The sequence below is a fragment of the Pseudomonas sp. CCOS 191 genome, assembly GCF_001007005.1.
GTDB lineage: Bacteria > Pseudomonadota > Gammaproteobacteria > Pseudomonadales > Pseudomonadaceae > Aquipseudomonas > Aquipseudomonas soli.
On sequence record NZ_LN847264.1, the window covers coordinates 5,478,610 to 5,505,000 of the forward strand.

General features: G+C 57.3%; 20 protein-coding genes, 6 tRNA genes and 3 rRNA genes (1 of these 29 only partly in view). All 29 read right to left on the reverse strand.

What is annotated here, in order from left to right; all coding sequences use genetic code 11:
• Positions 1-10: 10 nt before the first annotated feature.
• Positions 11-310: a 50S ribosomal protein L23 gene (gene rplW / locus CCOS191_RS24515; protein WP_003255484.1), complete on the reverse strand. Its 300-nt coding sequence runs from the start codon at positions 308-310 to the stop codon at positions 11-13.
• A complete protein-coding gene (rplD, locus tag CCOS191_RS24520) occupies positions 307-909 on the reverse strand; it encodes a 50S ribosomal protein L4 (protein WP_003255485.1) in 603 nt (200 codons plus the stop codon). The genes rplW and rplD overlap by 4 nt, the downstream gene beginning before the upstream one ends.
• Before the next feature lie 12 nt (positions 910-921).
• Positions 922-1,557: a 50S ribosomal protein L3 gene (gene rplC / locus CCOS191_RS24525; RefSeq protein WP_011531887.1), complete on the reverse strand. Its 636-nt coding sequence runs from the start codon at positions 1,555-1,557 to the stop codon at positions 922-924.
• An 80-nt stretch (positions 1,558-1,637) separates the two neighbouring features.
• A complete protein-coding gene (rpsJ, locus tag CCOS191_RS27705) occupies positions 1,638-1,949 on the reverse strand; it encodes a 30S ribosomal protein S10 (RefSeq protein ID WP_003186070.1) in 312 nt (103 codons plus the stop codon).
• Positions 1,950-2,090: 141 nt separating this feature from the next.
• Positions 2,091-3,284 carry an elongation factor Tu gene (gene tuf / locus CCOS191_RS24535; RefSeq protein WP_046857347.1) on the reverse strand — a complete coding sequence of 398 codons (1,194 nt, stop codon included), beginning with the start codon at positions 3,282-3,284 and terminating at the stop codon, positions 2,091-2,093.
• A gap of 31 nt (positions 3,285-3,315) precedes the next feature.
• On the reverse strand, positions 3,316-5,460 hold the full coding sequence (gene fusA / locus CCOS191_RS24540; protein WP_046857348.1) for an elongation factor G: 2,145 nt from the start codon (positions 5,458-5,460) through the stop codon (positions 3,316-3,318).
• A gap of 30 nt (positions 5,461-5,490) precedes the next feature.
• Positions 5,491-5,961, reverse strand: coding sequence for a 30S ribosomal protein S7 (rpsG, locus tag CCOS191_RS24545; RefSeq protein ID WP_023628750.1), 471 nt, complete (start codon positions 5,959-5,961; stop codon positions 5,491-5,493).
• 106 nt (positions 5,962-6,067) lie between these two features.
• Positions 6,068-6,439 (reverse strand): 30S ribosomal protein S12, encoded by a 372-nt coding sequence (rpsL, locus tag CCOS191_RS24550; protein WP_003255492.1) that lies wholly within the window; start codon positions 6,437-6,439, stop codon positions 6,068-6,070.
• Between the two features lie 211 nt (positions 6,440-6,650).
• Positions 6,651-10,850: a DNA-directed RNA polymerase subunit beta' gene (gene rpoC / locus CCOS191_RS24555; RefSeq protein ID WP_046857349.1), complete on the reverse strand. Its 4,200-nt coding sequence runs from the start codon at positions 10,848-10,850 to the stop codon at positions 6,651-6,653.
• 62 nt (positions 10,851-10,912) lie between these two features.
• Positions 10,913-14,986: a DNA-directed RNA polymerase subunit beta gene (gene rpoB, locus CCOS191_RS24560; RefSeq protein ID WP_046857918.1), complete on the reverse strand. Its 4,074-nt coding sequence runs from the start codon at positions 14,984-14,986 to the stop codon at positions 10,913-10,915.
• A 220-nt stretch (positions 14,987-15,206) separates the two neighbouring features.
• A complete protein-coding gene (gene rplL, locus CCOS191_RS24565; RefSeq protein WP_003255496.1) occupies positions 15,207-15,572 on the reverse strand; it encodes a 50S ribosomal protein L7/L12 in 366 nt (121 codons plus the stop codon).
• 77 nt (positions 15,573-15,649) lie between these two features.
• Positions 15,650-16,150 carry a 50S ribosomal protein L10 gene (gene rplJ, locus CCOS191_RS24570; protein ID WP_023628748.1) on the reverse strand — a complete coding sequence of 167 codons (501 nt, stop codon included), beginning with the start codon at positions 16,148-16,150 and terminating at the stop codon, positions 15,650-15,652.
• Between the two features lie 198 nt (positions 16,151-16,348).
• Complete coding sequence (rplA, locus tag CCOS191_RS24575) at positions 16,349-17,044, reverse strand: 50S ribosomal protein L1 (RefSeq protein WP_023628747.1); 696 nt, start codon at positions 17,042-17,044, stop codon at positions 16,349-16,351.
• On the reverse strand, positions 17,044-17,475 hold the full coding sequence (gene rplK, locus CCOS191_RS24580) for a 50S ribosomal protein L11 (RefSeq protein WP_011531881.1): 432 nt from the start codon (positions 17,473-17,475) through the stop codon (positions 17,044-17,046). Before rplK ends, rplA begins: the two co-directional genes overlap by 1 nt.
• A gap of 119 nt (positions 17,476-17,594) precedes the next feature.
• On the reverse strand, positions 17,595-18,128 hold the full coding sequence (gene nusG / locus CCOS191_RS24585) for a transcription termination/antitermination protein NusG (RefSeq protein WP_023628746.1): 534 nt from the start codon (positions 18,126-18,128) through the stop codon (positions 17,595-17,597).
• 9 nt (positions 18,129-18,137) lie between these two features.
• Entirely contained in the window at positions 18,138-18,506 is a 369-nt protein-coding gene (secE, locus tag CCOS191_RS24590; RefSeq protein WP_023628745.1) for a preprotein translocase subunit SecE, read from the reverse strand.
• Between the two features lie 44 nt (positions 18,507-18,550).
• A tRNA-Trp gene (locus CCOS191_RS24595) sits at positions 18,551-18,626 on the reverse strand.
• A gap of 54 nt (positions 18,627-18,680) precedes the next feature.
• Positions 18,681-19,874, reverse strand: a complete 1,194-nt coding sequence (gene tuf / locus CCOS191_RS24600) for an elongation factor Tu (protein ID WP_046857350.1) — start codon at positions 19,872-19,874, stop codon at positions 18,681-18,683.
• Positions 19,875-19,953: 79 nt separating this feature from the next.
• A tRNA-Thr gene (locus tag CCOS191_RS24605) sits at positions 19,954-20,029 on the reverse strand.
• Positions 20,030-20,057: 28 nt separating this feature from the next.
• Positions 20,058-20,131: transfer RNA gene (locus tag CCOS191_RS24610), tRNA-Gly, on the reverse strand.
• Between the two features lie 24 nt (positions 20,132-20,155).
• Positions 20,156-20,239 (reverse strand) — tRNA-Tyr (locus tag CCOS191_RS24615).
• A 152-nt stretch (positions 20,240-20,391) separates the two neighbouring features.
• Positions 20,392-20,817 carry a hypothetical protein gene (locus tag CCOS191_RS24620; protein WP_046857351.1) on the reverse strand — a complete coding sequence of 142 codons (426 nt, stop codon included), beginning with the start codon at positions 20,815-20,817 and terminating at the stop codon, positions 20,392-20,394.
• An 11-nt stretch (positions 20,818-20,828) separates the two neighbouring features.
• Positions 20,829-21,578 (reverse strand): pantothenate kinase, encoded by a 750-nt coding sequence (locus tag CCOS191_RS24625; RefSeq protein ID WP_046857352.1) that lies wholly within the window; start codon positions 21,576-21,578, stop codon positions 20,829-20,831.
• Complete coding sequence (birA, locus tag CCOS191_RS24630; RefSeq protein WP_046857353.1) at positions 21,568-22,527, reverse strand: bifunctional biotin--[acetyl-CoA-carboxylase] ligase/biotin operon repressor BirA; 960 nt, start codon at positions 22,525-22,527, stop codon at positions 21,568-21,570. Before birA ends, CCOS191_RS24625 begins: the two co-directional genes overlap by 11 nt.
• A 178-nt stretch (positions 22,528-22,705) precedes the next feature.
• Positions 22,706-22,821, reverse strand: a 5S ribosomal RNA gene (gene rrf, locus CCOS191_RS24635).
• Positions 22,822-22,958: 137 nt separating this feature from the next.
• Positions 22,959-25,852: ribosomal RNA gene (locus CCOS191_RS24640) — 23S ribosomal RNA — on the reverse strand.
• A 245-nt stretch (positions 25,853-26,097) separates the two neighbouring features.
• Positions 26,098-26,173: transfer RNA gene (locus CCOS191_RS24645), tRNA-Ala, on the reverse strand.
• A gap of 6 nt (positions 26,174-26,179) precedes the next feature.
• Positions 26,180-26,256, reverse strand: a tRNA-Ile gene (locus CCOS191_RS24650).
• Positions 26,257-26,334: 78 nt separating this feature from the next.
• Positions 26,335-26,391: ribosomal RNA gene (locus CCOS191_RS24655) — 16S ribosomal RNA — on the reverse strand (it continues 1,480 nt past the right edge of the window).
• Together the 16S, 23S and 5S rRNA genes with 2 tRNA genes alongside form the textbook arrangement of a ribosomal RNA operon.

A 26,391-nucleotide genomic window follows, 5' to 3' on the forward strand; every position in this document is an offset into this window, starting at 1 on the left:
CACCCCTTCCTTACTCAGCACTGCTGCTGAAATCGAGATCTTGGCCTGGCTGAAGGGAGACGATCGCCTTCTTCCAGTCATTACGCTTGCCCAGACCACGTGCGGTACGCTTGGTTTTACCCAGAACGTTAACGGTCGACACGTTTTCAACTTTTACGTTGAACAGGCCTTCGACAGCTTTCTTGATTTCCAGCTTGGTTGCATCGGTAGCAACCTTGAATACGAACTGGCCTTTTTTCTCAGCCAGAACGGTAGCCTTCTCGGAAACGTGCGGGCCAAGGAGGACTTTGAATACGCGTTCCTGGTTCATCCCAGCAGCTCCTCGAATTTCTTCACGGCCGAGACAGTGATCAACACTTTCTCGTATGCGATCAGACTGACCGGGTCGGAACCTTGAACGTCACGTACGTCGACGTGCGGCAGGTTACGAGCAGCCAGGTACAGGTTCTGATCAACAGCGTCCGAAACGATCAGTACGTCGCTCAGACCCATGCCGTTCAGCTTGTTCAGCAGATCTTTGGTTTTCGGTGCTTCAACAGCGAAGTCCTGAACCACGACCAGACGGTCGCTACGCACCAGCTCAGCGAGGATGGAGCGCAGGGCTGCGCGGTACATCTTCTTGTTGAGCTTCTGCGAGTGATCTTGAGGACGAGCTGCGAAGGTTACACCACCGCCACGCCAGATCGGACCACGGGTAGTACCGGCACGAGCACGGCCAGTACCTTTCTGACGCCATGGGCGCTTACCGCCACCGGCCACGTCAGAACGGGTCTTCTGCTGCTTGGTGCCCTGACGGCCGCCGGCCATGTAGGCCACGACTGCTTGGTGTACCAGCGTCTCGTTGAATTCGCCACCGAAAGTCAGTTCGGAAACTTCGATCGCCTGAGCGTCATTTACATTAAGTTGCATGTCAGTTTCCCCTTACCCGCGAGCCTTGACAGCTGGACGCACAACCACGTCGCCGCCAGTAGCGCCTGGAACGGCACCCTTGATCAGCAGCAGGTTGCGTTCAGCGTCTACGCGTACTACTTCCAGGGACTGCACAGTCACGCGCTCAGCGCCCATGTGACCGGACATTTTCTTGCCCTTGAATACACGACCAGGAGTCTGGCACTGGCCGATGGAGCCAGGGACACGGTGCGATACGGAGTTACCGTGGGTGTTATCTTGACCACGGAAGTTCCAGCGCTTGATGGTACCGGCGAAGCCTTTACCTTTGGACTGACCGGTTACGTCTACCAGCTGGCCTGCAGTGAAGAGTTCAGCTTTGATCAGATCGCCAGCCTGGAAATCGCCTTCTTCAAGACGGAACTCCCAGACACCGCGACCAGCGGCAACGTTGGCCTTGGCAAAGTGGCCTGCCTGAGCGGCGGTCACACGCGAAGCACGACGCTCGCCGACAGTGACTTGCACTGCACGGTAGCCATCAGTTTCTTCGGTTTTGAACTGGGTGACGCGATTCGGCTCGATCTCGATGACCGTGACCGGAATGGAGACACCTTCTTCGGTGAAAATACGGGTCATGCCCGCTTTCCGACCGACTACACCAATAGTCATGTTGTAAACCTCATGAGTGTACGGGGCTTTCACCCGCTATGGCCGCCCATTTCAGAGCGTTACACGACCAGACCGAAGTCTTAGCCGAGGCTGATCTGTACTTCCACGCCGGCCGCCAGATCAAGCTTCATCAGCGCGTCAACGGTTTTATCCGTTGGCTGGACGATGTCCAGAACACGCTTATGAGTGCGAATCTCGTACTGGTCACGCGCGTCTTTGTTGACGTGCGGGGAGACCAGAACGGTGAAACGCTCTTTGCGGGTAGGCAGTGGAATTGGACCACGCACTTGTGCACCAGTACGTTTCGCGGTTTCCACGATTTCCTGGGTGGATTGGTCGATCAGGCGATGGTCGAAAGCCTTCAACCTGATACGGATTTGCTGATTTTGCATTGGATTTCAGACTCCAGGCTGTTCCCAACGGACGCACTACGCCCGCTAAAAGGAGGCGTGATTCTATAGACGCCCCAATTTAGTGTCAACCCAATAAAAAAAGCCCCCGCTGAGCGGGGGCTTTTTCAATCGGTCGAGTGATTACTCGATGATTTTGGCTACGACGCCGGCGCCGACGGTACGACCGCCTTCACGGATGGCGAAACGCAGACCGTCTTCCATTGCGATGGTCTTGATCAGGGTGACAGTCATCTGGATGTTGTCACCTGGCATTACCATTTCAACGCCTTCCGGCAGTTCGCAGTTACCGGTCACGTCAGTGGTACGGAAGTAGAACTGAGGACGGTAGCCTTTGAAGAACGGAGTGTGACGGCCGCCTTCTTCCTTCGACAGGACGTAGACTTCTGCGGTGAACTTGGTGTGCGGCTTGACCGAACCTGGCTTGACCAGAACCTGGCCACGCTCAACGTCGTCACGCTTGGTACCACGCAGCAGAACGCCGCAGTTCTCGCCAGCACGACCTTCGTCCAGCAGCTTGCGGAACATCTCAACACCGGTGCAGGTGGTGGTGGTGGTGTCACGCAGACCAACGATTTCCAGGGCGTCCTGAACGCGGACGATACCACGCTCGATACGACCGGTAACAACGGTACCACGACCCGAGATCGAGAATACGTCTTCGATCGGCATCAGGAATGGCTGGTCGATGGCACGAACTGGCTCAGGAATGTAGCTATCCAGAGTCTCTACCAGCTTCTTGACAGCGGTAGTGCCCATTTCGTTGTCGTCTTTGCCTTCCAGCGCCATACGAGCCGAACCGATGATGATCGGAGTGTCGTCGCCTGGGAAGTCGTAGGTGGACAGCAGGTCGCGAACTTCCATCTCGACCAGTTCCAGCAGCTCAGCGTCGTCTACCAGGTCAGCCTTGTTCAGGAAGACCACGATGTACGGAACGCCAACCTGACGGGACAGCAGGATGTGCTCACGGGTTTGTGGCATCGGACCATCGGCGGCCGAGCAAACCAGGATCGCGCCATCCATCTGGGCAGCACCGGTGATCATGTTCTTCACGTAGTCAGCGTGACCTGGGCAGTCAACGTGAGCGTAGTGACGAATGGTCGAGTTGTACTCGACGTGCGCGGTGTTGATGGTGATACCGCGAGCTTTTTCTTCCGGAGCCGAGTCGATCTTGTCGAACTCAACGATTGCCGAACCGAAAACTTCGGAGCAGACGCGAGTCAGAGCTGCGGTCAGAGTGGTTTTACCGTGGTCAACGTGACCGATGGTGCCAACGTTGACGTGCGGAAGGGAACGATCAAATTTTTCTTTAGCCACGACAGTGAACTCCTAGCCTAAAGGGGCTGAATCAGCCTTGTTTTTTAATGAGAGCTTCGACGATGTTCGACGGAGCTTCAGCGTACTTCGAGAATTCCATGGAGTAGCTTGCGCGACCCTGAGACATGGAACGAACGTCGGTTGCGTAACCGAACATCTCTCCCAGCGGAACCTCAGCGCGGACGACGCGGCCAGAGACCGACTCATCCATACCCTGGACCAGACCACGACGACGGTTCAGGTCACCCATCACGTCACCCAGGTAGTCTTCCGGGGTTACAACTTCGACCTTCATGATCGGCTCGAGAACCACGCCACCGCCCTTCTGGGCCAGTTGCTTGGTTGCCATCGAAGCAGCGATTTTGAACGCCATTTCGTTGGAGTCGACGTCGTGGTACGAACCGTCGAATACCGTGGCCTTCAGGCCGATCAGAGGATAACCGGCAACAACGCCGTTTTTCATCTGCTCTTCGATACCCTTCTGGATCGGAGCGATGAATTCCTTAGGAATCACACCGCCAACGACTTCGTTGGAGAACACCAGACCTTCGGTGATGTTGCCCTTGTCGTCCTGATCTGGCTCCGAGAAACGGATCCAGCAGTGACCGAACTGGCCACGACCACCCGACTGACGAACGAATTTGCCTTCGATCTCAACGCCGGATTTGGTGATCTTCTCACGGTACGAAACCTGAGGCTTACCGATGTTGGCTTCGACGTTGAATTCGCGCTTCATGCGGTCAACGAGGATGTCCAGGTGCAGCTCACCCATACCGGAGATGATGGTCTGGCCGGTTTCTTCGTCGGTCTTGACGCGGAACGACGGGTCTTCCTGGGCCAGCTTGCCCAGAGCGATACCCATCTTCTCCTGGTCAGCCTTGGTTTTCGGCTCGACGGAGAGCGAAATCACCGGCTCAGGGAAGTCCATACGCTCAAGGATGATTGGCTTCTCGATGTTGCACAGGGTTTCACCGGTGGTCACATCTTTCATGCCGATCAGGGCCGCGATGTCACCAGCGCGTACTTCCTTGATCTCTTCACGCTGGTTCGCGTGCATCTGCACCATACGACCAACGCGCTCTTTCTTGCCCTTGACCGAGTTGATGACCGAGTCACCGGAGGCCAGAACACCCGAGTAGACGCGAACGAAGGTCAGAGTACCCACGAACGGGTCAGTCGCGATCTTGAACGCCAGAGCCGAGAACGGCTCGTCGTCGTCTGCGTGACGCTCGTCTTTACGAACAGCCGGATCTTCTTTGTCCAGCTCTTTGTCGTCCGGGTTGATGCCCTGGATTGCAGGGATCTCGGTCGGAGCAGGCAGGTAGTCGATGACAGCGTCGAGAACCAGGGGAACGCCCTTGTTCTTGAACGACGAACCGCAGACAGCCGGAACGATCTCGCTGGCCAGGGTGCGCGCACGCAGGCCTGCCTTGATCTCTTCGACGGTCAGCTCACCTTCTTCAAGGTACTTGTTCATCAGCTCTTCGCTGGCTTCGGCAGCAGCTTCCACCATGTTCGCGCGCCATTCTTCGGCCAGCTCGAGCATGTCCGCAGGAATTTCTTCCTCGCGGTAGGTGGTGCCTTTGTCGTCGTCGTTCCAGTAGATAGCCTTCATCTTGATCAGGTCGACCTGACCCTGGAAGTTATCTTCCGAACCGATGGCCAGCTGAACCGGAACCGGGGTGTGACCCAGACGATTCTTGATCTGACCTACGACGCGCAGGAAGTTGGCACCGGCACGGTCCATCTTGTTCACGTAGACAACACGTGGAACGCCGTACTTGTTGGCTTGACGCCATACGGTTTCGGACTGCGGCTCAACGCCGGAGGTACCGCAGAACACAACGACCGCGCCGTCGAGTACGCGCAGCGAACGCTCAACTTCAATGGTGAAGTCAACGTGGCCGGGGGTATCGATGACGTTTACGCGGTAGTTGTCGTACTGACCGACAGAACCTTTCCAGAAGGTGGTAACGGCAGCGGAGGTAATGGTGATACCGCGCTCCTGCTCCTGCACCATCCAGTCGGTGGTCGCGGCGCCGTCATGCACCTCGCCCATCTTGTGGCTAAGACCTGTGTAGAACAGGATCCGCTCGGTAGTGGTGGTCTTGCCCGCGTCAACGTGGGCACAGATACCAATGTTACGGTAGCGGTTAATTGCTGTAGTACGAGCCATAAAGCCCTCGCAAAATGATTGATGCTTGAATTAGAAGCGGTAGTGCGAGAACGCTTTGTTGGCTTCAGCCATACGGTGAACGTCTTCACGCTTCTTGACTGCAGCACCTTTGCCTTCGGCAGCATCCAGCAGTTCACCGGCCAGGCGCAGGGCCATCGACTTCTCGCCGCGCTTGCGGGCGTAGTCTACGAGCCAGCGCATTGCCAGAGCGTTACGACGGGACGGACGAACTTCAACCGGGACCTGGTAAGTGGCACCGCCGACACGGCGGGACTTTACTTCGACCAGCGGAGCGATGGCGTCGAGAGCTTTCTCGAAGATTTCCAGGGGGTCGCTGTTCTTGCGTGCTTTGACTGCGTCCAGGGCACCGTAAACGATGCGCTCGGCCACGGCCTTCTTGCCGCTTTCCATCACGTGGTTCATGAACTTGGCGAGGATCTGGGATCCGTACTTCGGATCGTCCAGGATCTCACGTTTTGCTGCTACACGACGTCTTGGCATGATAAGCCCTCAAACGGTCTTCAGGTTAGCCCGGGACGTGGGTCTTCGACCCCTGCCCGACCTTACTCTTATCGACTCAAAAAAATGGATATGTGCAAACGGCCGATTACTTCGGACGCTTGGTACCGTACTTCGAACGACCCTGGTTACGGCCTTTGACGCCCGAAGTATCCAGAGAGCCGCGAACGGTGTGGTAACGAACACCTGGCAAGTCTTTTACACGGCCGCCACGGATCAGGACGACGCTGTGCTCTTGCAGGTTGTGGCCTTCACCACCGATGTACGAGGAAACCTCGAAACCGTTGGTCAGACGCACACGGCATACTTTACGCAGTGCCGAGTTAGGTTTTTTCGGCGTGGTGGTGTACACGCGGGTGCACACGCCACGACGCTGCGGGCAGTTCTGCAGCGCAGGAACGTCGGACTTCTCGACCGAACGCTTACGCGGCTGACGTACCAGCTGGTTGATAGTTGCCATCTACTAGCTCCACTGATTGTCTTGCGACTCTATTGTCTTGCAAGAAAGCCAAAAATTGGCGAGACGGAGCCTCACCAAATTTAAGGGTACAAAAGTCTAAAGAGGATCTTGCACCCAGTCAAGACGAGGCCCCGGCCCTCCTCGCCCGGTCATCGGCAACAAATCATGTCGCCGATGCCCGCCCGAGGCTTGCCGGGGCCCTGCCCTGTACTTAGTTACCGCTGGAATTCAGTGCTTCGGTCAGTGCGGCTTCCACCTCACTGGCGCTCACACGCAGCGGTTTGTCGGCATCACGGCGACGCTTGCGCTCGCTGTGGTAGGCCAGACCGGTACCGGCCGGGATCAGACGACCCACGACCACGTTCTCTTTCAGGCCGCGCAGGTAGTCACGCTTGCCGGTTACCGCCGCCTCGGTCAGTACACGGGTGGTTTCCTGGAAGGAAGCCGCCGAGATGAACGATTCGGTGGACAGCGAAGCCTTGGTGATACCCAGCAACACACGGGTGAACTTGGAGATGAACTTGTCTTCGCCGGCGAGACGCTCGTTCTCTACCAGGACCTGAGTCAGTTCCATCTGGTCGCCCTTGATGAAGCTGGAATCGCCCGACTCGGAGATCTCGACCTTGCGCAGCATCTGACGCAGGATGGTCTCGATGTGCTTGTCGTTGATCTTCACGCCTTGCAGACGGTAAACGTCCTGGATCTCGTTGACGATGTACTTCGCCAGCGCGCTCACACCCAGCAGACGCAGGATGTCGTGCGGATCGCTCGGGCCGTCGGAGATAACTTCGCCGCGGTTGACCTGTTCGCCTTCGAAGACGTTCAGGTGGCGCCACTTCGGAATCAGCTCTTCATACGGATCGCTACCGTCGGTCGGAGTGATGACCAGGCGACGCTTGCCCTTGGTCTCTTTACCGAACGCGATGGTGCCGCTGACTTCAGCCAGGATCGAGGCTTCTTTCGGACGGCGCGCTTCGAACAAGTCGGCAACGCGTGGCAGACCACCGGTGATGTCACGGGTCTTCGACGTTTCTTGCGGGATACGCGCGATAACGTCACCGACGCCGATCTGGGCACCGTCAGCCACACCGACGAGGGCGTTGGCCGGCAGGAAGTACTGGGCAGGTACGTCGGTACCTGGCAGGTACAGGTCCTTGCCATTGGCGTCGACCATCTTGATCGCCGGACGGATTTCCTTGCCTGCGGCAGGGCGATCCTTGACGTCCAGGACTTCAATGTTGGTCAAGCCGGTCAGTTCATCGGTCTGACGCTTGATGGTGATGTTTTCTTCCATGCCCACGAAGGTCACGGTACCTTTCAGCTCGGTAACGATCGGGTGGGTGTGCGGGTCCCACTTGGCGACGATGGCGCCAGCTTCGACCTTGTCACCTTCCTTGACCGAAATCACGGCACCGTAAGGCAGCTTGTAACGCTCACGCTCACGACCGAACTCGTCGGCAATCGCCAGCTCGCCGGAACGCGATACGGCAACCAGGTTACCGTCGGCACGCTCGACCTGCTTCAGGTTGTGCAGACGCACCATACCGCCGTTCTTCACCTGGACGCTGTCGGCAGCCGAAGTACGGCTTGCAGCACCACCGATGTGGAACGTACGCATGGTCAGCTGGGTACCCGGCTCACCGATCGACTGTGCAGCGATAACGCCGACAGCTTCACCGATGTTCACCTGGTGACCACGAGCCAGGTCACGACCGTAGCACTTGGCGCAGATGCCGTAGCGGGTTTCGCAGTTGATCGGCGAACGCACGACGACTTCGTCGATGCTGTTCAGCTCGATGAACTCGACCCACTGCTCGTCTACCAGGGTACCGGCCGGAACAATGACGTCCTCGGTGCCTGGCTTGAATACGTCACGAGCGATGACACGACCCAGTACGCGCTCACCCAGCGGCTCGACAACGTCGCCGCCTTCGATGTGCGGGGTCATCAGCAGGCCCTGGTCGGTGCCGCAGTCGATCTCGGTCACAACCAGATCCTGGGCAACGTCCACCAGACGGCGAGTCAGGTAACCGGAGTTCGCGGTTTTCAACGCGGTATCCGCCAGACCTTTACGAGCACCGTGAGTCGAGATGAAGTACTGCAGTACGCTCAGACCTTCACGGAAGTTCGCGGTGATCGGCGTCTCGATGATCGAGCCGTCCGGCTTGGCCATCAGGCCACGCATACCGGCCAGCTGACGGATCTGAGCGGCGGAACCACGCGCACCGGAGTCGGCCATCATGTACATCGAGTTGAAGGACTCTTGCTCGACTTCCTTGCCCTCGCGATCGACTACCTTCTCTTTCGAGAGGTTGGCCATCATCGCCTTGGACACTTCGTCGTTCGCCTTGGACCACAAGTCGATGACCTTGTTGTACTTCTCGCCCTGGGTTACCAGGCCGGAGGCGTACTGGCTCTCGATTTCCTTCACTTCGTCGGTAGCGGTACCGATGATGCGGGCTTTCTCGTCCGGGATAACGAAGTCGTTAACGCCGATCGAAACGCCGGAAATGGTCGAGTAGGCAAAACCGGTGTACATCAGCTGGTCAGCGAAGATCACGGTCTCTTTCAGACCCACCACGCGGTAGCACTGGTTGATCAGCTTGGAGATCGCCTTCTTCTTCATCGACTGGTTGACGACGTCGAACGGCAGGCCGGCCGGTACTACCTGGAACAGCAGCGCACGGCCGACGGTGGTGTCGACGATACGGGTGTTCTTGGTGATGCTGCCATCACGGTCTTTCACGGTTTCGTTGATACGAACCTTGATTTTCGCGTGCAGGGCGGCTTCGCCGGCGCGGAATACGCGGTCGACTTCCTGCAGGTCGGCGAATACGCGACCTTCGCCCTTGGCGTTGATGGCTTCACGGGTCATGTAGTACAGACCCAGTACCACGTCCTGCGACGGAACGATGATTGGCTCACCGTTGGCTGGCGACAGGATGTTGTTGGTCGACATCATCAGCGCGCGCGCTTCGAGCTGGGCTTCCAGGGTCAGCGGCACGTGAACGGCCATCTGGTCACCGTCGAAGTCGGCGTTGTACGCGGCGCAGACCAGCGGGTGCAGCTGGATAGCCTTACCTTCGATCAGCACAGGCTCGAAAGCCTGGATACCCAGACGGTGCAGGGTAGGCGCACGGTTGAGCAGTACGGGGTGTTCGCGGATCACCTCGGCGAGCACGTCCCACACCTCCGGCAGCTCGCGCTCGACCATCTTCTTGGCAGCCTTGATGGTGGTCGCCAGACCACGCATTTCCAGCTTGCCGAAAATGAACGGCTTGAACAGCTCGAGGGCCATCTTCTTCGGCAGACCGCACTGGTGCAGACGCAGGGTCGGGCCTACGGTAATTACCGAACGACCGGAGTAGTCCACGCGCTTACCGAGCAAGTTCTGACGGAAGCGACCTTGCTTACCTTTGATCATGTCGGCCAGGGACTTCAGCGGACGCTTGTTCGAGCCAGTGATGGCGCGACCGCGACGGCCGTTGTCGAGCAGGGCGTCGACCGCTTCCTGCAGCATGCGCTTTTCGTTGCGCACGATGATGTCCGGCGCCGACAGATCGAGCAGGCGCTTCAGACGGTTGTTACGGTTGATCACCCGACGATACAGGTCGTTCAGGTCGGAGGTCGCGAAGCGGCCGCCATCCAGCGGTACCAGCGGACGCAGGTCCGGCGGCAGGACTGGCAGGACGGTCAGGACCATCCACTCAGGCAGGTTGCCCGAGCCCTGGAAAGCTTCCATCAGCTTCAGGCGCTTGGACAGCTTCTTGATCTTGGTTTCCGAGTTGGTCTGCGGAATTTCTTCGCGCAGGCGGCCGATCTCGTGCTCCAGGTCGATAGCGTGCAGCAGTTCGCGGACAGCCTCGGCACCCATGCGGGCGTCGAAGTCGTCACCGAACTCTTCCAGCGCTTCGAAGTACTGCTCGTCGTTCAGCAGCTGACCCTTCTCGAGGGTGGTCATGCCCGGATCGATCACCACGTAGCTCTCGAAGTAGAGCACGCGTTCGATGTCACGCAGGGTCATGTCCATCAGCAGGCCGATACGGGACGGCAGCGACTTCAGGAACCAGATATGGGCAACCGGCGAGGCCAGTTCGATGTGCGCCATGCGCTCACGACGAACCTTGGCCAGGGCAACCTCAACGCCGCACTTCTCGCAGATCACGCCGCGGTGCTTGAGGCGCTTGTACTTGCCGCACAGGCACTCGTAGTCCTTGACTGGGCCAAAGATCTTGGCGCAGAACAGGCCGTCACGCTCAGGCTTGAACGTACGGTAGTTGATGGTTTCCGGCTTCTTGACTTCACCGAACGACCACGAACGGATCATTTCAGGCGACGCCAGACCGATGCGGATGGCGTCGAACTCTTCGACTTGACCCTGGTTTTTCAGCAAATTCAGTAGGTCTTTCAAGGCCTTTCCTCCTGGCGGAGCAGGGAGTGGGCATTACCTGCCCACTCCCCTCGCGTCACGTGTTATTCGGTTTCCAGATCGATATCGATACCGAGGGAACGGATCTCTTTGATCAACACGTTGAAGGACTCGGGCATGCCCGGCTCCATACGGTGATCGCCATCCACGATGTTCTTGTACATCTTGGTACGGCCGTTCACGTCGTCCGACTTCACTGTGAGCATTTCTTGCAGGGTGTATGCCGCGCCGTATGCTTCCAGCGCCCACACTTCCATCTCCCCGAAACGCTGACCACCGAACTGCGCCTTACCACCCAGCGGCTGCTGGGTAACCAGGCTGTACGAACCAGTGGAACGCGCGTGCATCTTGTCGTCCACCAAGTGGTTCAGCTTGAGCATGTACATGTAACCAACGGTCACTGGACGCTCGAACTTGTTGCCGGTACGGCCATCGAACAGCACCATCTGGCCGCTCTCTGGCAGATCTGCCAGTTTCAGCATGGCCTTGATCTCACGCTCCTTGGCACCGTCGAAGACTGGAGTGGCCATTGGCACGCCTTTCTTCAGGTTGTTCGCCAGGGCGATGATCTCTTCGTCGGTGAACTCTTCCAGGTTCTCCTGACGACCACCGATCTCGTTGTAGATCTCGGTGAGGAAGGTGCGCAGTTCAGCGGCTTTGCGCTGTTCTTCGATCATGCGGTCGATCTTCTCGCCCAGGCCCTTGGCCGCGAGACCCAGGTGGGTTTCAAGGATCTGACCGACGTTCATACGCGAAGGTACGCCCAGCGGGTTCAGTACGACGTCGACCGGAGTACCGTTGGCGTCGTGCGGCATGTCTTCGACCGGCATGATTACCGAGACGACACCCTTGTTACCGTGACGACCGGCCATCTTGTCACCCGGCTGGATGCGACGGCGGATTGCCAGGTAGACCTTGACGATCTTCAGTACGCCCGGAGCCAGGTCATCGCCCTGCTGCAGCTTGCGCTTCTTGTCTTCGAACTTGTCGTCCAGCAGGCGACGGCGATCGACGATGTACTGCTGAGCCTTTTCCAGCTGCTCGTTCAGTGCATCTTCGGCCATGCGCAGTTTGAACCACTGGCCGTGCTCCAGACCGTTCAGCACGTCGTCGCTGATCACGGTGCCTTTCTTCAGGCCCGCGCCACCGTCGACCACCTGGCCGTTCAGAGCCGAACGCAGACGCTCGAAGGTCGCGCCTTCGACGATGCGGAACTCTTCGTTGAGGTCCTTGCGGATCTCGTCCAGCTGCATCTTCTCGATGGCCAGGGCGCGGCTGTCGCGCTCGACGCCATCACGGGTGAAGACCTGTACGTCGATGACGGTACCCTTGGTGCCGGTCGGCACACGCAGGGAGGTGTCTTTGACGTCGCTGGCCTTCTCACCGAAGATCGCACGCAGCAGTTTTTCTTCCGGAGTCAGCTGGGTCTCGCCTTTCGGAGTGACCTTGCCGACCAGGATGTCGCCAGCGCCGACTTCGGCACCCACGTAGACGATACCGGCTTCGTCCAGCTTGTTCAGCGCAGCTTCACCGACGTTCGGGATGTCCGCGGTGATTTCCTCTGGGCCAAGCTTGGTGTCACGGGCCACACAGGTCAGTTCCTGGATGTGGATCGTGGTGAAGCGGTCTTCCTGAACCACACGCTCGGACAGGCAGATGGAGTCTTCGAAGTTGAAGCCGTTCCACGCCATGAACGCGATGCGCATGTTCTGACCCAGTGCCAGTTCACCCATGTCGGTGGACGGGCCGTCGGCCATGATGTCGCTGCGCTGAACCTTGTCACCCTTGCTGACCAGCGGACGCTGGTTGATGCAGGTGTTCTGGTTCGAACGGGTGTACTTGGTCAGGTTGTAGATATCTACACCAGCTTCGCCGGTCTCGACTTCGTCGTCATTGACGCGAACGACGATACGGCTGGCGTCGACCGAGTCGATCACACCACCGCGACGAGCAACCACGCAGACACCGGAGTCACGGGCAACGTTGCGCTCCATGCCGGTACCTACCAGCGGCTTGTCGGCGCGCAGGGTCGGTACAGCCTGACGCTGCATGTTGGAACCCATCAACGCACGGTTGGCGTCGTCGTGCTCGAGGAACGGAATCAGCGACGCGGCAACCGAAACTACCTGCTTCGGCGAAACGTCCATCAGGGTGACGTCTTCCGGCGCCTTGACGGTGAATTCGTTCAGGTGACGAACAGCTACCAGCTCATCGATCAGCTGCTTCTTGTCGTTCATCGCGGCCGAAGCCTGGGCGATCACGTGATCGGCCTCTTCGATGGCGGACAGGAACACGATGTCGTCGCTGACCACGCCTTCCTTCACCACGCGGTACGGGCTTTCCAGGAAGCCGTACTGGTTGGTGCGGGCATAGGCCGCCAGGGAGTTGATCAGACCGATGTTCGGACCTTCAGGGGTCTCGATCGGGCACACACGGCCGTAGTGGGTCGGGTGTACGTCACGGACTTCGAAGCCAGCACGCTCACGGGTCAGACCGCCAGGGCCGAGTGCGGAAACGCGGCGCTTGTGGGTGATCTCGGAAAGCGGGTTGTTCTGGTCCATGAACTGCGAGAGCTGGCTGGAACCGAAGAACTCTTTCACCGCCGCCGCAACCGGCTTGGCGTTGATCAGGTCCTGCGGCATCAGGCCTTCGCTTTCAGCCATCGACAGACGCTCTTTGACCGCGCGCTCAACACGCACCAGGCCAACGCGGAACTGGTTCTCGGCCATCTCGCCGACGCAACGGACGCGACGGTTACCCAGGTGGTCGATGTCGTCGACGATGCCTTTGCCGTTACGGATATCGACCAGGGTCTTGAGGACCTCGACGATGTCTTCCTTACTCAACACGCCCGAACCTTCGATCTCGGTGCGACCGATACGACGGTTGAACTTCATGCGGCCAACGGCGGACAGGTCGTAACGCTCGGCGCTGAAGAACAGGTTGTTGAACAGGGTCTCGGCGGCGTCCTTGGTTGGCGGCTCGCCTGGACGCATCATGCGGTAGATCTCGACCAGCGCTTCCAGTTGGTTGCTGGTGGTGTCGATCTTCAGGGTGTCGGAGATGAACGGACCGCAGTCGATGTCGTTGGTGTACAGCGTCTCGACGCGAACGACCTGGGCCTTGGCGATCTTCACCAGCAGGTCGGTGGTCAGTTCGGTGTTGCACTCGGCAATGATCTCGCCGGTAGCCGGATGCACGATCGCCTTGGCGGTGGTGCGACCCAGTACGTACTCCAGCGGAACGTCCAGCTCTTTCACGCCAGCCTTTTCCAGCTGGTTGATGTGGCGCGCGGTAATACGGCGGCCTTGCTCGACGATGACCTTACCGCTGTCGTCATGGATATCCATGACCGCAACTTCACCACGCAGACGCTGAGGTACCAGTTCCAGGCTGAGCTTCTCGCCGGAAAGGTGGAACACGTTGGTGGTGTAGAAGGTGTTCAGAACCTCTTCGGTGCTGTAACCCAGGGCACGCAGCAGTACCGAGGCCGGCAGTTTGCGGCGACGGTCGATACGTACGAACACGCAGTCTTTCGGGTCGAACTCGAAGTCCAGCCACGAACCGCGGTAAGGGATGATGCGCGCGGAGTACAGCAGCTTACCGGAGCTGTGCGTCTTGCCACGGTCGTGGTCGAAGAACACACCAGGCGAACGGTGCAGCTGGGATACGATCACACGCTCGGTACCGTTGATAACGAAGGTACCGTTTTCAGTCATCAGGGGAATTTCACCCATGTAGACTTCTTGCTCTTTGATGTCCTTGATCGCTTTATTCGACGATTCCTTGTCGAAGATGATCAGGCGCACCTTCACCCGCAGCGGGACCGCGAAGGTCACACCGCGCAGGACACATTCCTTCACATCGAAAGCCGGCTCGCCCAGGCGATAGCCGACGTACTCCAGGGCAGCATTGCCGGAGTAGCTGATGATCGGGAATACCGATTTGAAGGCCGCATGCAGACCGACGTCGCGGAACTGATCCTTGGATGCTCCCGCCTGCAGGAATTCGCGATACGAATCCAGCTGGATGGCCAGGAGGTACGGCACATCCATGACGTCCGGCAACTTGCTAAAGTCCTTGCGGATACGTTTTTTCTCAGTGTATGAGTAAGCCATCAGCATTCCCCAGCTTGGTCACCTGCTTGTTTGGCATCTCCCGGCGGGAGCAGCCAGAAAATCGTGCAAACCCTTTGGTTTGCGCCACCCTCTTGGGTGTCTTGCAGCTCGTTATCGGGGCCGACCTGATCGGCCACCAATAACGGAAAAAGGCCGGTGGCATAAGCCACCAGCCATCAGCCCTTCGCTTGACGCTCGGGCTGGCATCGCAAAGTCGAAATTACTTCAGCTCGACTTTAGCGCCTGCTTCTTCCAGCTTCTTCTTAGCGTCTTCAGCGGCTTCTTTCGAAACGCCTTCAGCTACAACCTGAGGAGCGCCATCGACTTTCTCTTTGGCTTCTTTCAGGCCCAGACCAGTCAGCTCGCGAACGGCCTTGATCACGTTTACTTTCTTGTCGCCGGCTTCAACCAGAACAACGTTGAACTCGGTTTGCTCTTCAACAACGGCAGCGGCAGCAGCTGGGCCGGCAGCGGCAACAGCAGCGGTAACGCCGAAGGTTTCTTCCATTGCTTTGATCAGCTCAACAACTTCCAGAACGGTTTTCTGGCCGATTGCTTCGATGATTTGCTCGTTAGTCAGAGACATGACTTAAATCCTGTATTGGGGTGACAGCCTACGCAGCTATCAAATTAAACGTATGATTTGAAAGAGTTTCCGGTGCCTTAGGCAGCGGTGGCTTCTTTCTGGTCGCGAATGGCTGCCAGGGTACGGGCCAGCTTGCTGGTAGCGCCTTGGATCACGCTCATCAGCTTCGCGATGGCTTCGTCGCGGGTCGGCAGGGTAGCCAACACGTCGATCTGGTTCGCTGCAATGAACTTGCCGTCAAACGCAGCTGCCTTGATCTCGAACTTGTCCTGACCCTTGGCGAACTCTTTGAACAGACGAGCAGCGGCGCCCGGGTGTTCGTTGGAGAAAGCGATCAGGGTCGGGCCAGTGAAGGCGTCGTTGAGGACACTGAATTCAGTGTCGGCAACAGCGCGCTTGAGCAGGGTGTTACGTACGACACGTACGTATACGCCAGCTTCACGAGCCTCTTTACGGAGTCCGGTCATTGCGCCTACAGTCACACCACGGGCATCAGCCACGACAGCGGACAGAGCGACTTTGGCAGCCTCGTTGACTTCAGCGACGATGGCCTTCTTGTCTTCGAGTTTAATTGCCACGGGTAAAACTCCTGCTTGTTACCGTTTCATCTGGCCGAAGCCGGATGTCGTTTTGGTGTCTGATTCGGTAAGGAACCGGGAGCACCATCTGCGTAGGCTGGTTGTTTAAGGCTTGCGCCGCCTACGGTCTTGGATAGCCCCCGCCAGGCAGGGACCCCAATTTTTGCTGCCGGCGAGCTTACACCCGCCGGCATGGTCTTACACGTCCAGCGAGCTTTGATCGATGATCAGACCTGGGCCCATGGTGGTGCTCAGGGTAACGCGCTTGACGTAGATACCTTTCGAGGAAGCCGGCTTGATACGCTTCAGATCAGCGATCAGGGCTTCAACGTTTTCCTTCAGCTTGCCAGCTTCAAAGCCGATCTTGCCAACGGAGGTGTGGATGATACCGTTCTTGTCGGTACGGTAGCGAACCTGACCAGCCTTGGCGTTTTTCACGGCAGTGGCTACGTCTGGAGTAACGGTACCGACTTTCGGGTTAGGCATCAGGCCGCGAGGACCCAGAACCTGACCCAGCTGACCTACAACGCGCATGGCATCAGGCGATGCGATGACGACGTCATAGTTCAGGTCGCCGCCTTTCATTTCGGCAGCCAGATCGTCCATACCTACGCGGTCAGCGCCGGCAGCCAGAGCGGCTTCAGCAGCCGGGCCCTGGGTGAAGACGGCAACACGTACGGTCTTGCCAGTGCCGTGCGGCAGCACGGTAGCGCTACGTACGACCTGGTCGGATTTACGCGGGTCAACACCGAGGTTGACGGCGATGTCGTAGGACTCGACGAACTTGGCAGCAGGCAGCGAGGCCAGCAGAGTTGCCGCTTCTTCGAAGTTGTAGGCCTTGCCTGCTTCGATTTTTTCGGCGATTGCCTTTTGGCGCTTGGTCAGCTTAGCCATTACACACCCTCCACGTTCAGGCCCATGCTGCGGGCAGAGCCAGCGATGGTGCGTACAGCAGCGTCCAGGTCAGCGGCAGTCAGGTCAGCCTGTTTGGCTTTCGCGATGTCTTCCAGCTGAGCGCGGGTAACGGTACCGACTTTAACGGTGTTCGGACGAGCCGAACCACTGGTCAGGCCAGCAGCTTTCTTCAGCAGAACCGAGGCAGGGGTGCTCTTGGTTTCGAAGGTGAAGCTACGGTCACTGTAGACAGTGATGATCACTGGAGTCGGCAGACCTGGCTCTTGACCCTGAGTACGGGCGTTGAAGGCCTTGCAGAATTCCATGATGTTAACACCGTGTTGACCCAGTGCTGGACCAACGGGTGGGCTTGGGTTGGCCTGGCCGGCCTTTACTTGCAGCTTGATGTAAGCCTGAATCTTCTTAGCCATGAGCTACTCCAAAATCGGGTACAAACGCCAGATGGCTCCCCGGATGACTTGCGTTTTATCCCAGTGACGACAAAACCCCGCAGCACATAGGGCTGCGGGGTATGGGATGCTTCGTCCTGCTAGACCTTCTCGACCTGGCCGAACTCGAGCTCCACCGGAGTAGAGCGACCGAAAATGAGCACTGCAACCTGCAGGCGGCTCTTTTCGTAGTTAACCTCTTCGACGGTGCCATTGAAGTCAGCAAACGGACCATCAACGACTCGAACCACTTCACCCGGCTCGAACAACGTCTTCGGCTTCGGCTTGTCACTACCATCGGCAACGCGACGGAGGATGGCCTCGGCCTCTTTATCAGTGATCGGCGCAGGCTTGTCTGCGGTACCACCAATGAAACCCATGACTCGAGGGGTGTCCTTGACAAGGTGCCAAGTCCCTTCGTTCATTTCCATCTGGACCAATACATAGCCAGGGAAGAATTTGCGCTCGCTCTTGCGCTTCTGGCCGTTGCGCATTTCAACGACTTCTTCGGTCGGGACCAGGATCTCGCCGAATTCGTCTTCCATGCCAGCCAGCTTGACGCGCTCGATCAGGGAGCGCATCACATGCTTCTCGTAACCCGAGTAAGCATGCACTACGTACCAACGCTTAGCCACGGGACACCCTTAGCCAACAATCAAGGAGACCGCCCAGCCGAGCAGGGAGTCGAGACCCCACAGCAGCAACGCCATAACCAGAACAACAGCCACGACAATCAGCGTGGTCTGAGTGGTTTCTTGGCGGGTCGGCCACACGACTTTACGGATCTCGGTCCGCGCTTCCTTCGCCAGCGTGAAGAACGACTTACCCTTCGCAGTCTGCAAGGCAACGAAGCCTGCAACCGCAGCCAGGGCGAGAAGTGCAAGAACGCGGTACAGGATCGGCGACGCGGAGTAATACTGATTACCCACAACGGCGACAACCACCAAAGCCACTACAGCCAGCCACTTGAACAAGTCGAAACGCGATTCTTGGGCTTCAGTTTTGGGAGTCATCGGGGAGGATCCTGTAAGAAGAAAGCCAATCACACCGAGGTGAATGGCAGGTCAGGAGGGAATCGAACCCCCAACCTACGGTTTTGGAGACCGTCGCTCTGCCAATTGAGCTACTGACCTGTAACGCTGTATCAGGCCGGCCATTATACCGGCCTGATCAAGTAAATCAACTACTTATTCGATAATTTTTGCTACGACACCAGCGCCGACGGTACGACCGCCTTCACGGATGGCGAAACGCAGACCGTCTTCCATTGCGATGGTCTTGATCAGAGTGACAGTCATCTGGACGTTGTCACCTGGCATTACCATTTCAACGCCTTCCGGCAGTTCGCAGTTACCGGTCACGTCAGTGGTACGGAAGTAGAACTGAGGACGGTAGCCTTTGAAGAACGGAGTGTGACGGCCGCCTTCTTCCTTCGACAGGACGTAGACTTCTGCGGTGAACTTGGTGTGCGGCTTGACCGAACCTGGCTTGACCAGAACCTGGCCACGCTCAACGTCGTCACGCTTGGTACCACGCAGCAGAACGCCGCAGTTCTCGCCAGCACGACCTTCGTCCAGCAGCTTGCGGAACATCTCAACACCGGTGCAGGTGGTGGTGGTGGTGTCACGCAGACCAACGATTTCCAGGGCGTCCTGAACGCGGACGATACCACGCTCGATACGACCGGTAACAACGGTACCACGACCCGAGATCGAGAATACGTCTTCGATTGGCATCAGGAACGGCTGGTCGATGGCACGAACTGGCTCAGGGATGTAGCTATCCAGAGTTTCTACCAGCTTCTTGACAGCGGTAGTGCCCATTTCGTTGTCGTCTTTGCCTTCCAGCGCCATACGAGCCGAACCGATGATGATCGGGGTGTCGTCGCCTGGGAAGTCGTAGGTGGACAGCAGGTCGCGAACTTCCATCTCGACCAGCTCCAGCAGCTCAGCATCGTCTACCAGGTCAGCCTTGTTCAGGAAGACCACGATGTACGGAACGCCAACCTGACGGGACAGCAGGATGTGCTCACGGGTTTGTGGCATCGGACCATCGGCGGCCGAGCAAACCAGGATCGCGCCGTCCATCTGGGCAGCACCGGTGATCATGTTCTTCACGTAGTCAGCGTGACCTGGGCAGTCAACGTGAGCGTAGTGACGAATGGTCGAGTTGTACTCGACGTGCGCGGTGTTGATGGTGATACCGCGAGCTTTTTCTTCCGGAGCCGAGTCGATCTTGTCGAACTCAACGATTGCCGAACCGAAAACTTCGGAGCAGACGCGGGTCAGCGCTGCAGTCAGAGTGGTCTTACCATGGTCAACGTGGCCGATAGTGCCGACGTTAACGTGAGGTAGCGAACGATCAAACTTTTCCTTAGCCATCGATACAGTCCTCCGCAGAAGAAATAGTCATACCGCCGATAAAACAAAGGCAGATATTTTCATATCTGCCTTGTTTATATGGAGCTCTTGAGCGGATTTGAACCGCTGACCTCACCCTTACCAAGGGTGTGCTCTACCAACTGAGCTACAAGAGCGAAACACTTTGCGCAACAACAGCAAACTTGGAGCGGGTAGCGGGAATCGAACCCGCATCATCAGCTTGGAAGGCTGAGGTTCTACCACTAAACTATACCCGCGGAGCTTGCGGCTCTCGCTAAAACTGGTGGAGGGAGAAGGATTCGAACCTTCGAAGCTCTCGCAACGGATTTACAGTCCGTCCCCTTTGGCCGCTCGGGAATCCCTCCAGATGTGGCCGGCATTCTATTTGTCTGCCGTCCCAGTGTCAAGCGTTTTTTCAAATTTTTTCAATCAAATCTGAAACTTAGCTGCTTTGACACTGCCTCCAGATCTACCACCTAGGTGATGTTCCCTGTGAAGCGGGCGCCATTCTATCAAGCTATTCGGCAGTTGCAATACCCTCGCACAAAATAATTTTGTGTTTTAAGTCTTTGAAATCCTTGGAAAGAGTCGAGAGCACAGCCGGGTCCAGCAAACGCTCGCTTTCCGGGGCAACCTTGAGCCAGAGCCCGTCGGCACCCGGCAGCTGACCAACCACTGGCAGGGCAGCGATATCCAGGCTCACCAGCCGCTGACGCAAGGCCTCGAGCTGCTCGGGCGCAGCCATGCCCCCAACCACCAGGCATTCGTCACGGCGCCGGGCGGGCGCCGCAACTCCGGTTTCGCGCAACAGGCGGATTTCCTGCTGGGAACCTTTGTACAAAGCCAACGGGGCGACTTCCTTGACCTTCAGGGGGGCTTCCTGCTGATGCCACACGTAATAAAAGACGTTGAGCACAACCAACAGCAGAAACAACCAGCGCATAGTCAGTCACCTCAGTTCAATGGACAGGCCATGGCCAAACCGACGAATACCAGGTCCGGCACGATCCGAGCCTTCGGCGCCGCCTCCTGCACCAAGGGCGCATCCCCACCGGTCAGAAAGACAGTGAAGTCCTCACCCCACATCGCCCTGGCCTGCTCGATCTGGGTACGGGCGAAGCCCTGGAGCATCAGCACGCAACCACGCTCGACCGCCTCGACGGTCGAGCGCCCCGGTGCCAGGCTGTTCAGAGCGCGCTCGGCCGACGCATCGTCATAGCGAATACGCCGGGTATGGGTGCGCAACTGGCTACGCATCAGCGGCATGCCCGGGCAGATGTAGCCACCAAGGTGTTCACCATTGGCCGCGACGAAATCCGCCTTGGCTGCGGTGCCGAAATCAATGACCAGGCAAGCACGCCCGGCCAGGTGATAGGCACCCAGCGCGCCCAGCCAGCGGTCCATGCCCAGGCGCTGATAATCGTCATAGCCATTGCGCACGCCGGCCATTTCCTGCACAGGCTGGGCCACGTTTACCTCGACCCCGAACGAGGCCTGGATCAGTGCGCACAGCGATGAAGTTTCCTCTTCACTGCGCACGCTGACCATGCGGCAACCAGTCAGACTCAGGCTCGAGAGCCCTGCGACAGCTGCGACCAGCGCCTGATCGGAGTCCACGATGCCACCACCGTTGATGGTGGCGTCGGCTGCACGGATGACGCGCCACTTGATAAAGCTGTTTCCACAATCGAGCTCAAGAATCATCACGCAACCTCAGACTGAGCTCGCCGCCGCTGAAGCTCTTCTCCACACCATCGACCTCCAGACGCAAGCCGCCCTGCCCATCCACCCCCAGCGCGACGCCTTCGATACGCGAAGTGCCCGCGACAAGCGAAACTTTGCGCCCCTGCCACAGGTGCGCCTGCTCCCATTCCTCCTGGAACGCAGCGAAACCATAGCGGCGATGGCGACCAAGTTCGTGTTGCAACTGCTGGCTGAGCACCGCCACCAGGCGGTTGCGATCCACCAGCTGCCCAGCTTCGCCGCGCATCGAGGCCCATTGCTGATCGATCTGTTCGTTGCCCTGCATGTTTACATTGATGCCGATACCCAGCACCACATGACAGACGTCCGCAGGATCCCCGACCAGCTCCAGGAGTATTCCGGTAATCTTGCGCCCGCCGGCAAGGACATCATTGGGCCACTTGAGCCCCACATCCTTTAGCCCGAGTGCCTGCAGTGTACGCATCACCGCCAGGCCGACCACCAGGCTCAAGCCCTCGAGCTGACGCATGCCGCCATCGATGCGCAAGACCAGGCTGTAATAGAGGTTTTCGGCAAAAGGACTGACCCACGGGCGCCCACGACGACCGCGACCTGCACTCTGGCGCTCGGCCAGCACCAGAAACGGCGCCGCCTGCCCTTGCGCGATCAGCCTCAGCCCTTCGGCATTGGTGGAGTCGATGGTTTCGTGAATGAACACCGGCCATGGCTCGCCCTGGGAGAACTTGGCGATTGCCTGCGCTTCGAGCAGGTTCAACGGCGCCGCCAGCTGATAGCCGCGGCCACGGACCTTGTGAATGGTCAGGTTCAGTTCGCTCTCCAGGTGCTGCAGCTGCTTCCAAACGGCGCTGCGACTCACCCCAAGGGCGGCCCCCAGGGCTTCTCCGGAATGGAACCGGCCATCCTTGAGGAGGTTCAACAACTTCAGCATGCCAATCTCGACTCGGAATAAGGCTGGCATGATAGCCATGCCCCGAGGGCTTGCATAGGAAAAGGGCTACCGCTGCCATTACAGGCGACGGGCTCCTACAAGGGCGGGCGTTAACTTGCCAAACGCACAAAGACAAAACCCCTACCTGCTCGCGCAGATAGGGGTTTTGCGAAATGAATCTTGACGATGACCTACTCTCACATGGGGAAACCCCACACTACCATCGGCGATGCATCGTTTCACTACTGAGTTCGGGATGGGATCAGGTGGTTCCAATGCTCTATGGTCGTCAAGAAATTCGGTTGCCAGTACGTCCTTGCAGACATGCCAGCCAATTCGGATATGCGATATGTGTGGTTCGTCGCGAACTTTCGGTTCGTTTCGTCTTCACCACCACAATTTGGCCTCAGCGCAAATTGCTTGGGTGTTATATGGTCAAGCCTCACGGGCAATTAGTATTGGTTAGCTCAACGCCTCACAGCGCTTACACACCCAACCTATCAACGTCGTAGTCTTCGACGGCCCTTCAGGGAGCTCAAGGCTCCAGTGAGATCTCATCTTGAGGCAAGTTTCCCGCTTAGATGCTTTCAGCGGTTATCTCTTCCGAACATAGCTACCCGGCAATGCCACTGGCGTGACAACCGGAACACCAGAGGTTCGTCCACTCCGGTCCTCTCGTACTAGGAGCAGCCCCTCTCAAATCTCAAACGTCCACGGCAGATAGGGACCGAACTGTCTCACGACGTTCTAAACCCAGCTCGCGTACCACTTTAAATGGCGAACAGCCATACCCTTGGGACCGGCTTCAGCCCCAGGATGTGATGAGCCGACATCGAGGTGCCAAACACCGCCGTCGATATGAACTCTTGGGCGGTATCAGCCTGTTATCCCCGGAGTACCTTTTATCCGTTGAGCGATGGCCCTTCCATACAGAACCACCGGATCACTAAGACCTACTTTCGTACCTGCTCGACGTGTGTGTCTCGCAGTCAAGCGCGCTTTTGCCTTTATACTCTACGACCGATTTCCGACCGGTCTGAGCGCACCTTCGTACTCCTCCGTTACTCTTTGGGAGGAGACCGCCCCAGTCAAACTACCCACCATACACTGTCCTCGATCCGGATAACGGACCTGAGTTAGAACCTCAAGGTTGCCAGGGTGGTATTTCAAGGATGGCTCCATGAGAACTGGCGTCCCCACTTCAAAGCCTCCCACCTATCCTACACAAGCAAGCTCAAAGTCCAGTGCAAAGCTATAGTAAAGGTTCACGGGGTCTTTCCGTCTAGCCGCGGATACACTGCATCTTCACAGCGATTTCAATTTCACTGAGTCTCGGGTGGAGACAGCGCCGCCATCGTTACGCCATTCGTGCAGGTCGGAACTTACCCGACAAGGAATTTCGCTACCTTAGGACCGTTATAGTTACGGCCGCCGTTTACCGGGGCTTCGATCAAGAGCTTCGCTTGCGCTAACCCCATCAATTAACCTTCCGGCACCGGGCAGGCGTCACACCCTATACGTCCACTTTCGTGTTTGCAGAGTGCTGTGTTTTTAATAAACAGTCGCAGCGGCCTGGTATCTTCGACCGGCGTGGGCTTACGCAGCAAGTGCTTCACCCTCACCGGCGCACCTTCTCCCGAAGTTACGGTGCCATTTTGCCTAGTTCCTTCACCCGAGTTCTCTCAAGCGCCTTGGTATTCTCTACCTAACCACCTGTGTCGGTTTGGGGTACGGTTCCCAGTTATCTGAAGCTTAGGAGCTTTTCTTGGAAGCATGGCATCAACCACTTCGTGCTCTAGTGAGCACTCGTCATCAGCTCTCGGCCTTGAGATCCCGGATTTGCCTAAGATCTCAGCCTACCACCTTAAACTTGGACAACCAACGCCAAGCTGGCCTAGCCTTCTCCGTCCCTCCATCGCAATAACTGGAAGTACAGGAATATTAACCTGTTTTCCATCGACTACGCTTTTCAGCCTCGCCTTAGGGACCGACTAACCCTGCGTCGATTAACGTTGCGCAGGAAACCTTGGTCTTTCGGCGTGCGAGTTTTTCACTCGCATTGTCGTTACTCATGTCAGCATTCGCACTTCTGATACCTCCAGCAAGCTTCTCAACTCACCTTCACAGGCTTACAGAACGCTCCTCTACCGCATCACCTAAAGGTGATACCCGTAGCTTCGGTGCATGGTTTGAGCCCCGTTACATCTTCCGCGCAGGCCGACTCGACTAGTGAGCTATTACGCTTTCTTTAAAGGGTGGCTGCTTCTAAGCCAACCTCCTAGCTGTCTAAGCCTTCCCACATCGTTTCCCACTTAACCATGACTTTGGGACCTTAGCTGACGGTCTGGGTTGTTTCCCTTTTCACGACGGACGTTAGCACCCGCCGTGTGTCTCCCATGCTCGGCACTTGTAGGTATTCGGAGTTTGCATCGGTTTGGTAAGTCGGGATGACCCCCTAGCCGAAACAGTGCTCTACCCCCTACAGTGATACATGAGGCGCTACCTAAATAGCTTTCGAGGAGAACCAGCTATCTCCGAGCTTGATTAGCCTTTCACTCCGATCCACAGGTCATCCGCTAACTTTTCAACGGTAGTCGGTTCGGTCCTCCAGTCAGTGTTACCTAACCTTCAACCTGCCCATGGATAGATCGCCCGGTTTCGGGTCTATACCCAGCGACTAAAGCGCCCTATTAAGACTCGCTTTCGCTACGCCTCCCCTATTCGGTTAAGCTCGCCACTGAATATAAGTCGCTGACCCATTATACAAAAGGTACGCAGTCACCTAACAAAGTAGGCTCCCACTGCTTGTACGCATACGGTTTCAGGTTCTATTTCACTCCCCTCTCCGGGGTTCTTTTCGCCTTTCCCTCACGGTACTGGTTCACTATCGGTCAGTCAGTAGTATTTAGCCTTGGAGGATGGTCCCCCCATGTTCAGACAAAGTTTCTCGTGCTCCGTCCTACTCGATTTCACTGGCAAGAGATTTTCGTGTACGGGGCTATCACCCACTATGGCCGCACTTTCCAGAGCGTTCCACTAATCTCAAACCAGCTTAAGGGCTGGTCCCCGTTCGCTCGCCACTACTAAGGGAATCTCGGTTGATTTCTTTTCCTCAGGGTACTTAGATGTTTCAGTTCCCCTGGTTCGCCTCTTGCACCTATGTATTCAGTACAAGATAACCAGCTTGTGCTGGCTGGGTTCCCCCATTCAGAGATCTCTGGATCACAGTCTGTTTGCCGACTCCCCAAAGCTTATCGCAGGCTACCACGTCTTTCATCGCCTCTGACTGCCAAGGCATCCACCGTATGCGCTTCTTCACTTGACCATATAACCCCAAGCAATCTGGTTATACTGTGAAGACGACATTCGCCGAAAATTCGCATTTCGCTCATTACTGAGCAGAACTCACAAATTTTACCTTAGCCTGATCCACCAGCAGTGAAACTGGTGTTCAGTCTATTTCTATCACATATCCGAATTTTTAAAGAACGATCTGACAAAAGTCAGAAATCAACATTCATCGCCGAATGTTCATTTCTAAGTTCTGATCAAGGTAGACACAACAGAAAGTGGTGGAGCCAAGCGGGATCGAACCGCTGACCTCCTGCGTGCAAGGCAGGCGCTCTCCCAGCTGAGCTATGGCCCCGCATATTGGTAGGTCTGGGCAGATTTGAACTGCCGACCTCACCCTTATCAGGGGTGCGCTCTAACCAACTGAGCTACAGACCTATATAGGGTCTTGATCGTCTTTACATCATGAATCAAGCAATTCGTGTGGGAGCTCATCAGCAGGCTGATGTCTTCGATTAAGGAGGTGATCCAGCCGCAGGTTCCCCTACGGCTACCTTGTTACGACTTCACCCC

What these genes read in the sequence shown, in the direction of transcription:
- rplW (WP_003255484.1), bottom strand. Translation starts at nt 310, where the DNA reads ATGAACCAGGAACGCGTATTCAAAGTCCTCCTTGGCCCGCACGTTTCC.
- rplD (WP_003255485.1), bottom strand. Translation starts at nt 909, where the DNA reads ATGCAACTTAATGTAAATGACGCTCAGGCGATCGAAGTTTCCGAACTG.
- rplC (WP_011531887.1), bottom strand. Translation starts at nt 1,557, where the DNA reads ATGACTATTGGTGTAGTCGGTCGGAAAGCGGGCATGACCCGTATTTTC.
- rpsJ (WP_003186070.1), bottom strand. Translation starts at nt 1,949, where the DNA reads ATGCAAAATCAGCAAATCCGTATCAGGTTGAAGGCTTTCGACCATCGC.
- fusA (WP_046857348.1), bottom strand. Translation starts at nt 5,460, where the DNA reads ATGGCTCGTACTACAGCAATTAACCGCTACCGTAACATTGGTATCTGT.
- rpsG (WP_023628750.1), bottom strand. Translation starts at nt 5,961, where the DNA reads ATGCCAAGACGTCGTGTAGCAGCAAAACGTGAGATCCTGGACGATCCG.
- rpsL (WP_003255492.1), bottom strand. Translation starts at nt 6,439, where the DNA reads ATGGCAACTATCAACCAGCTGGTACGTCAGCCGCGTAAGCGTTCGGTC.
- rpoB (WP_046857918.1), bottom strand. Translation starts at nt 14,986, where the DNA reads ATGGCTTACTCATACACTGAGAAAAAACGTATCCGCAAGGACTTTAGC.
- rplL (WP_003255496.1), bottom strand. Translation starts at nt 15,572, where the DNA reads ATGTCTCTGACTAACGAGCAAATCATCGAAGCAATCGGCCAGAAAACC.
- rplA (WP_023628747.1), bottom strand. Translation starts at nt 17,044, where the DNA reads ATGGCTAAGCTGACCAAGCGCCAAAAGGCAATCGCCGAAAAAATCGAA.
- rplK (WP_011531881.1), bottom strand. Translation starts at nt 17,475, where the DNA reads ATGGCTAAGAAGATTCAGGCTTACATCAAGCTGCAAGTAAAGGCCGGC.
- secE (WP_023628745.1), bottom strand. Translation starts at nt 18,506, where the DNA reads ATGACTCCCAAAACTGAAGCCCAAGAATCGCGTTTCGACTTGTTCAAG.
- tuf (WP_046857350.1), bottom strand. Translation starts at nt 19,874, where the DNA reads ATGGCTAAGGAAAAGTTTGATCGTTCGCTACCTCACGTTAACGTCGGC.
- CCOS191_RS24620 (WP_046857351.1), bottom strand. Translation starts at nt 20,817, where the DNA reads ATGCGCTGGTTGTTTCTGCTGTTGGTTGTGCTCAACGTCTTTTATTAC.
- CCOS191_RS24625 (WP_046857352.1), bottom strand. Translation starts at nt 21,578, where the DNA reads ATGATTCTTGAGCTCGATTGTGGAAACAGCTTTATCAAGTGGCGCGTC.
- birA (WP_046857353.1), bottom strand. Translation starts at nt 22,527, where the DNA reads ATGCTGAAGTTGTTGAACCTCCTCAAGGATGGCCGGTTCCATTCCGGA.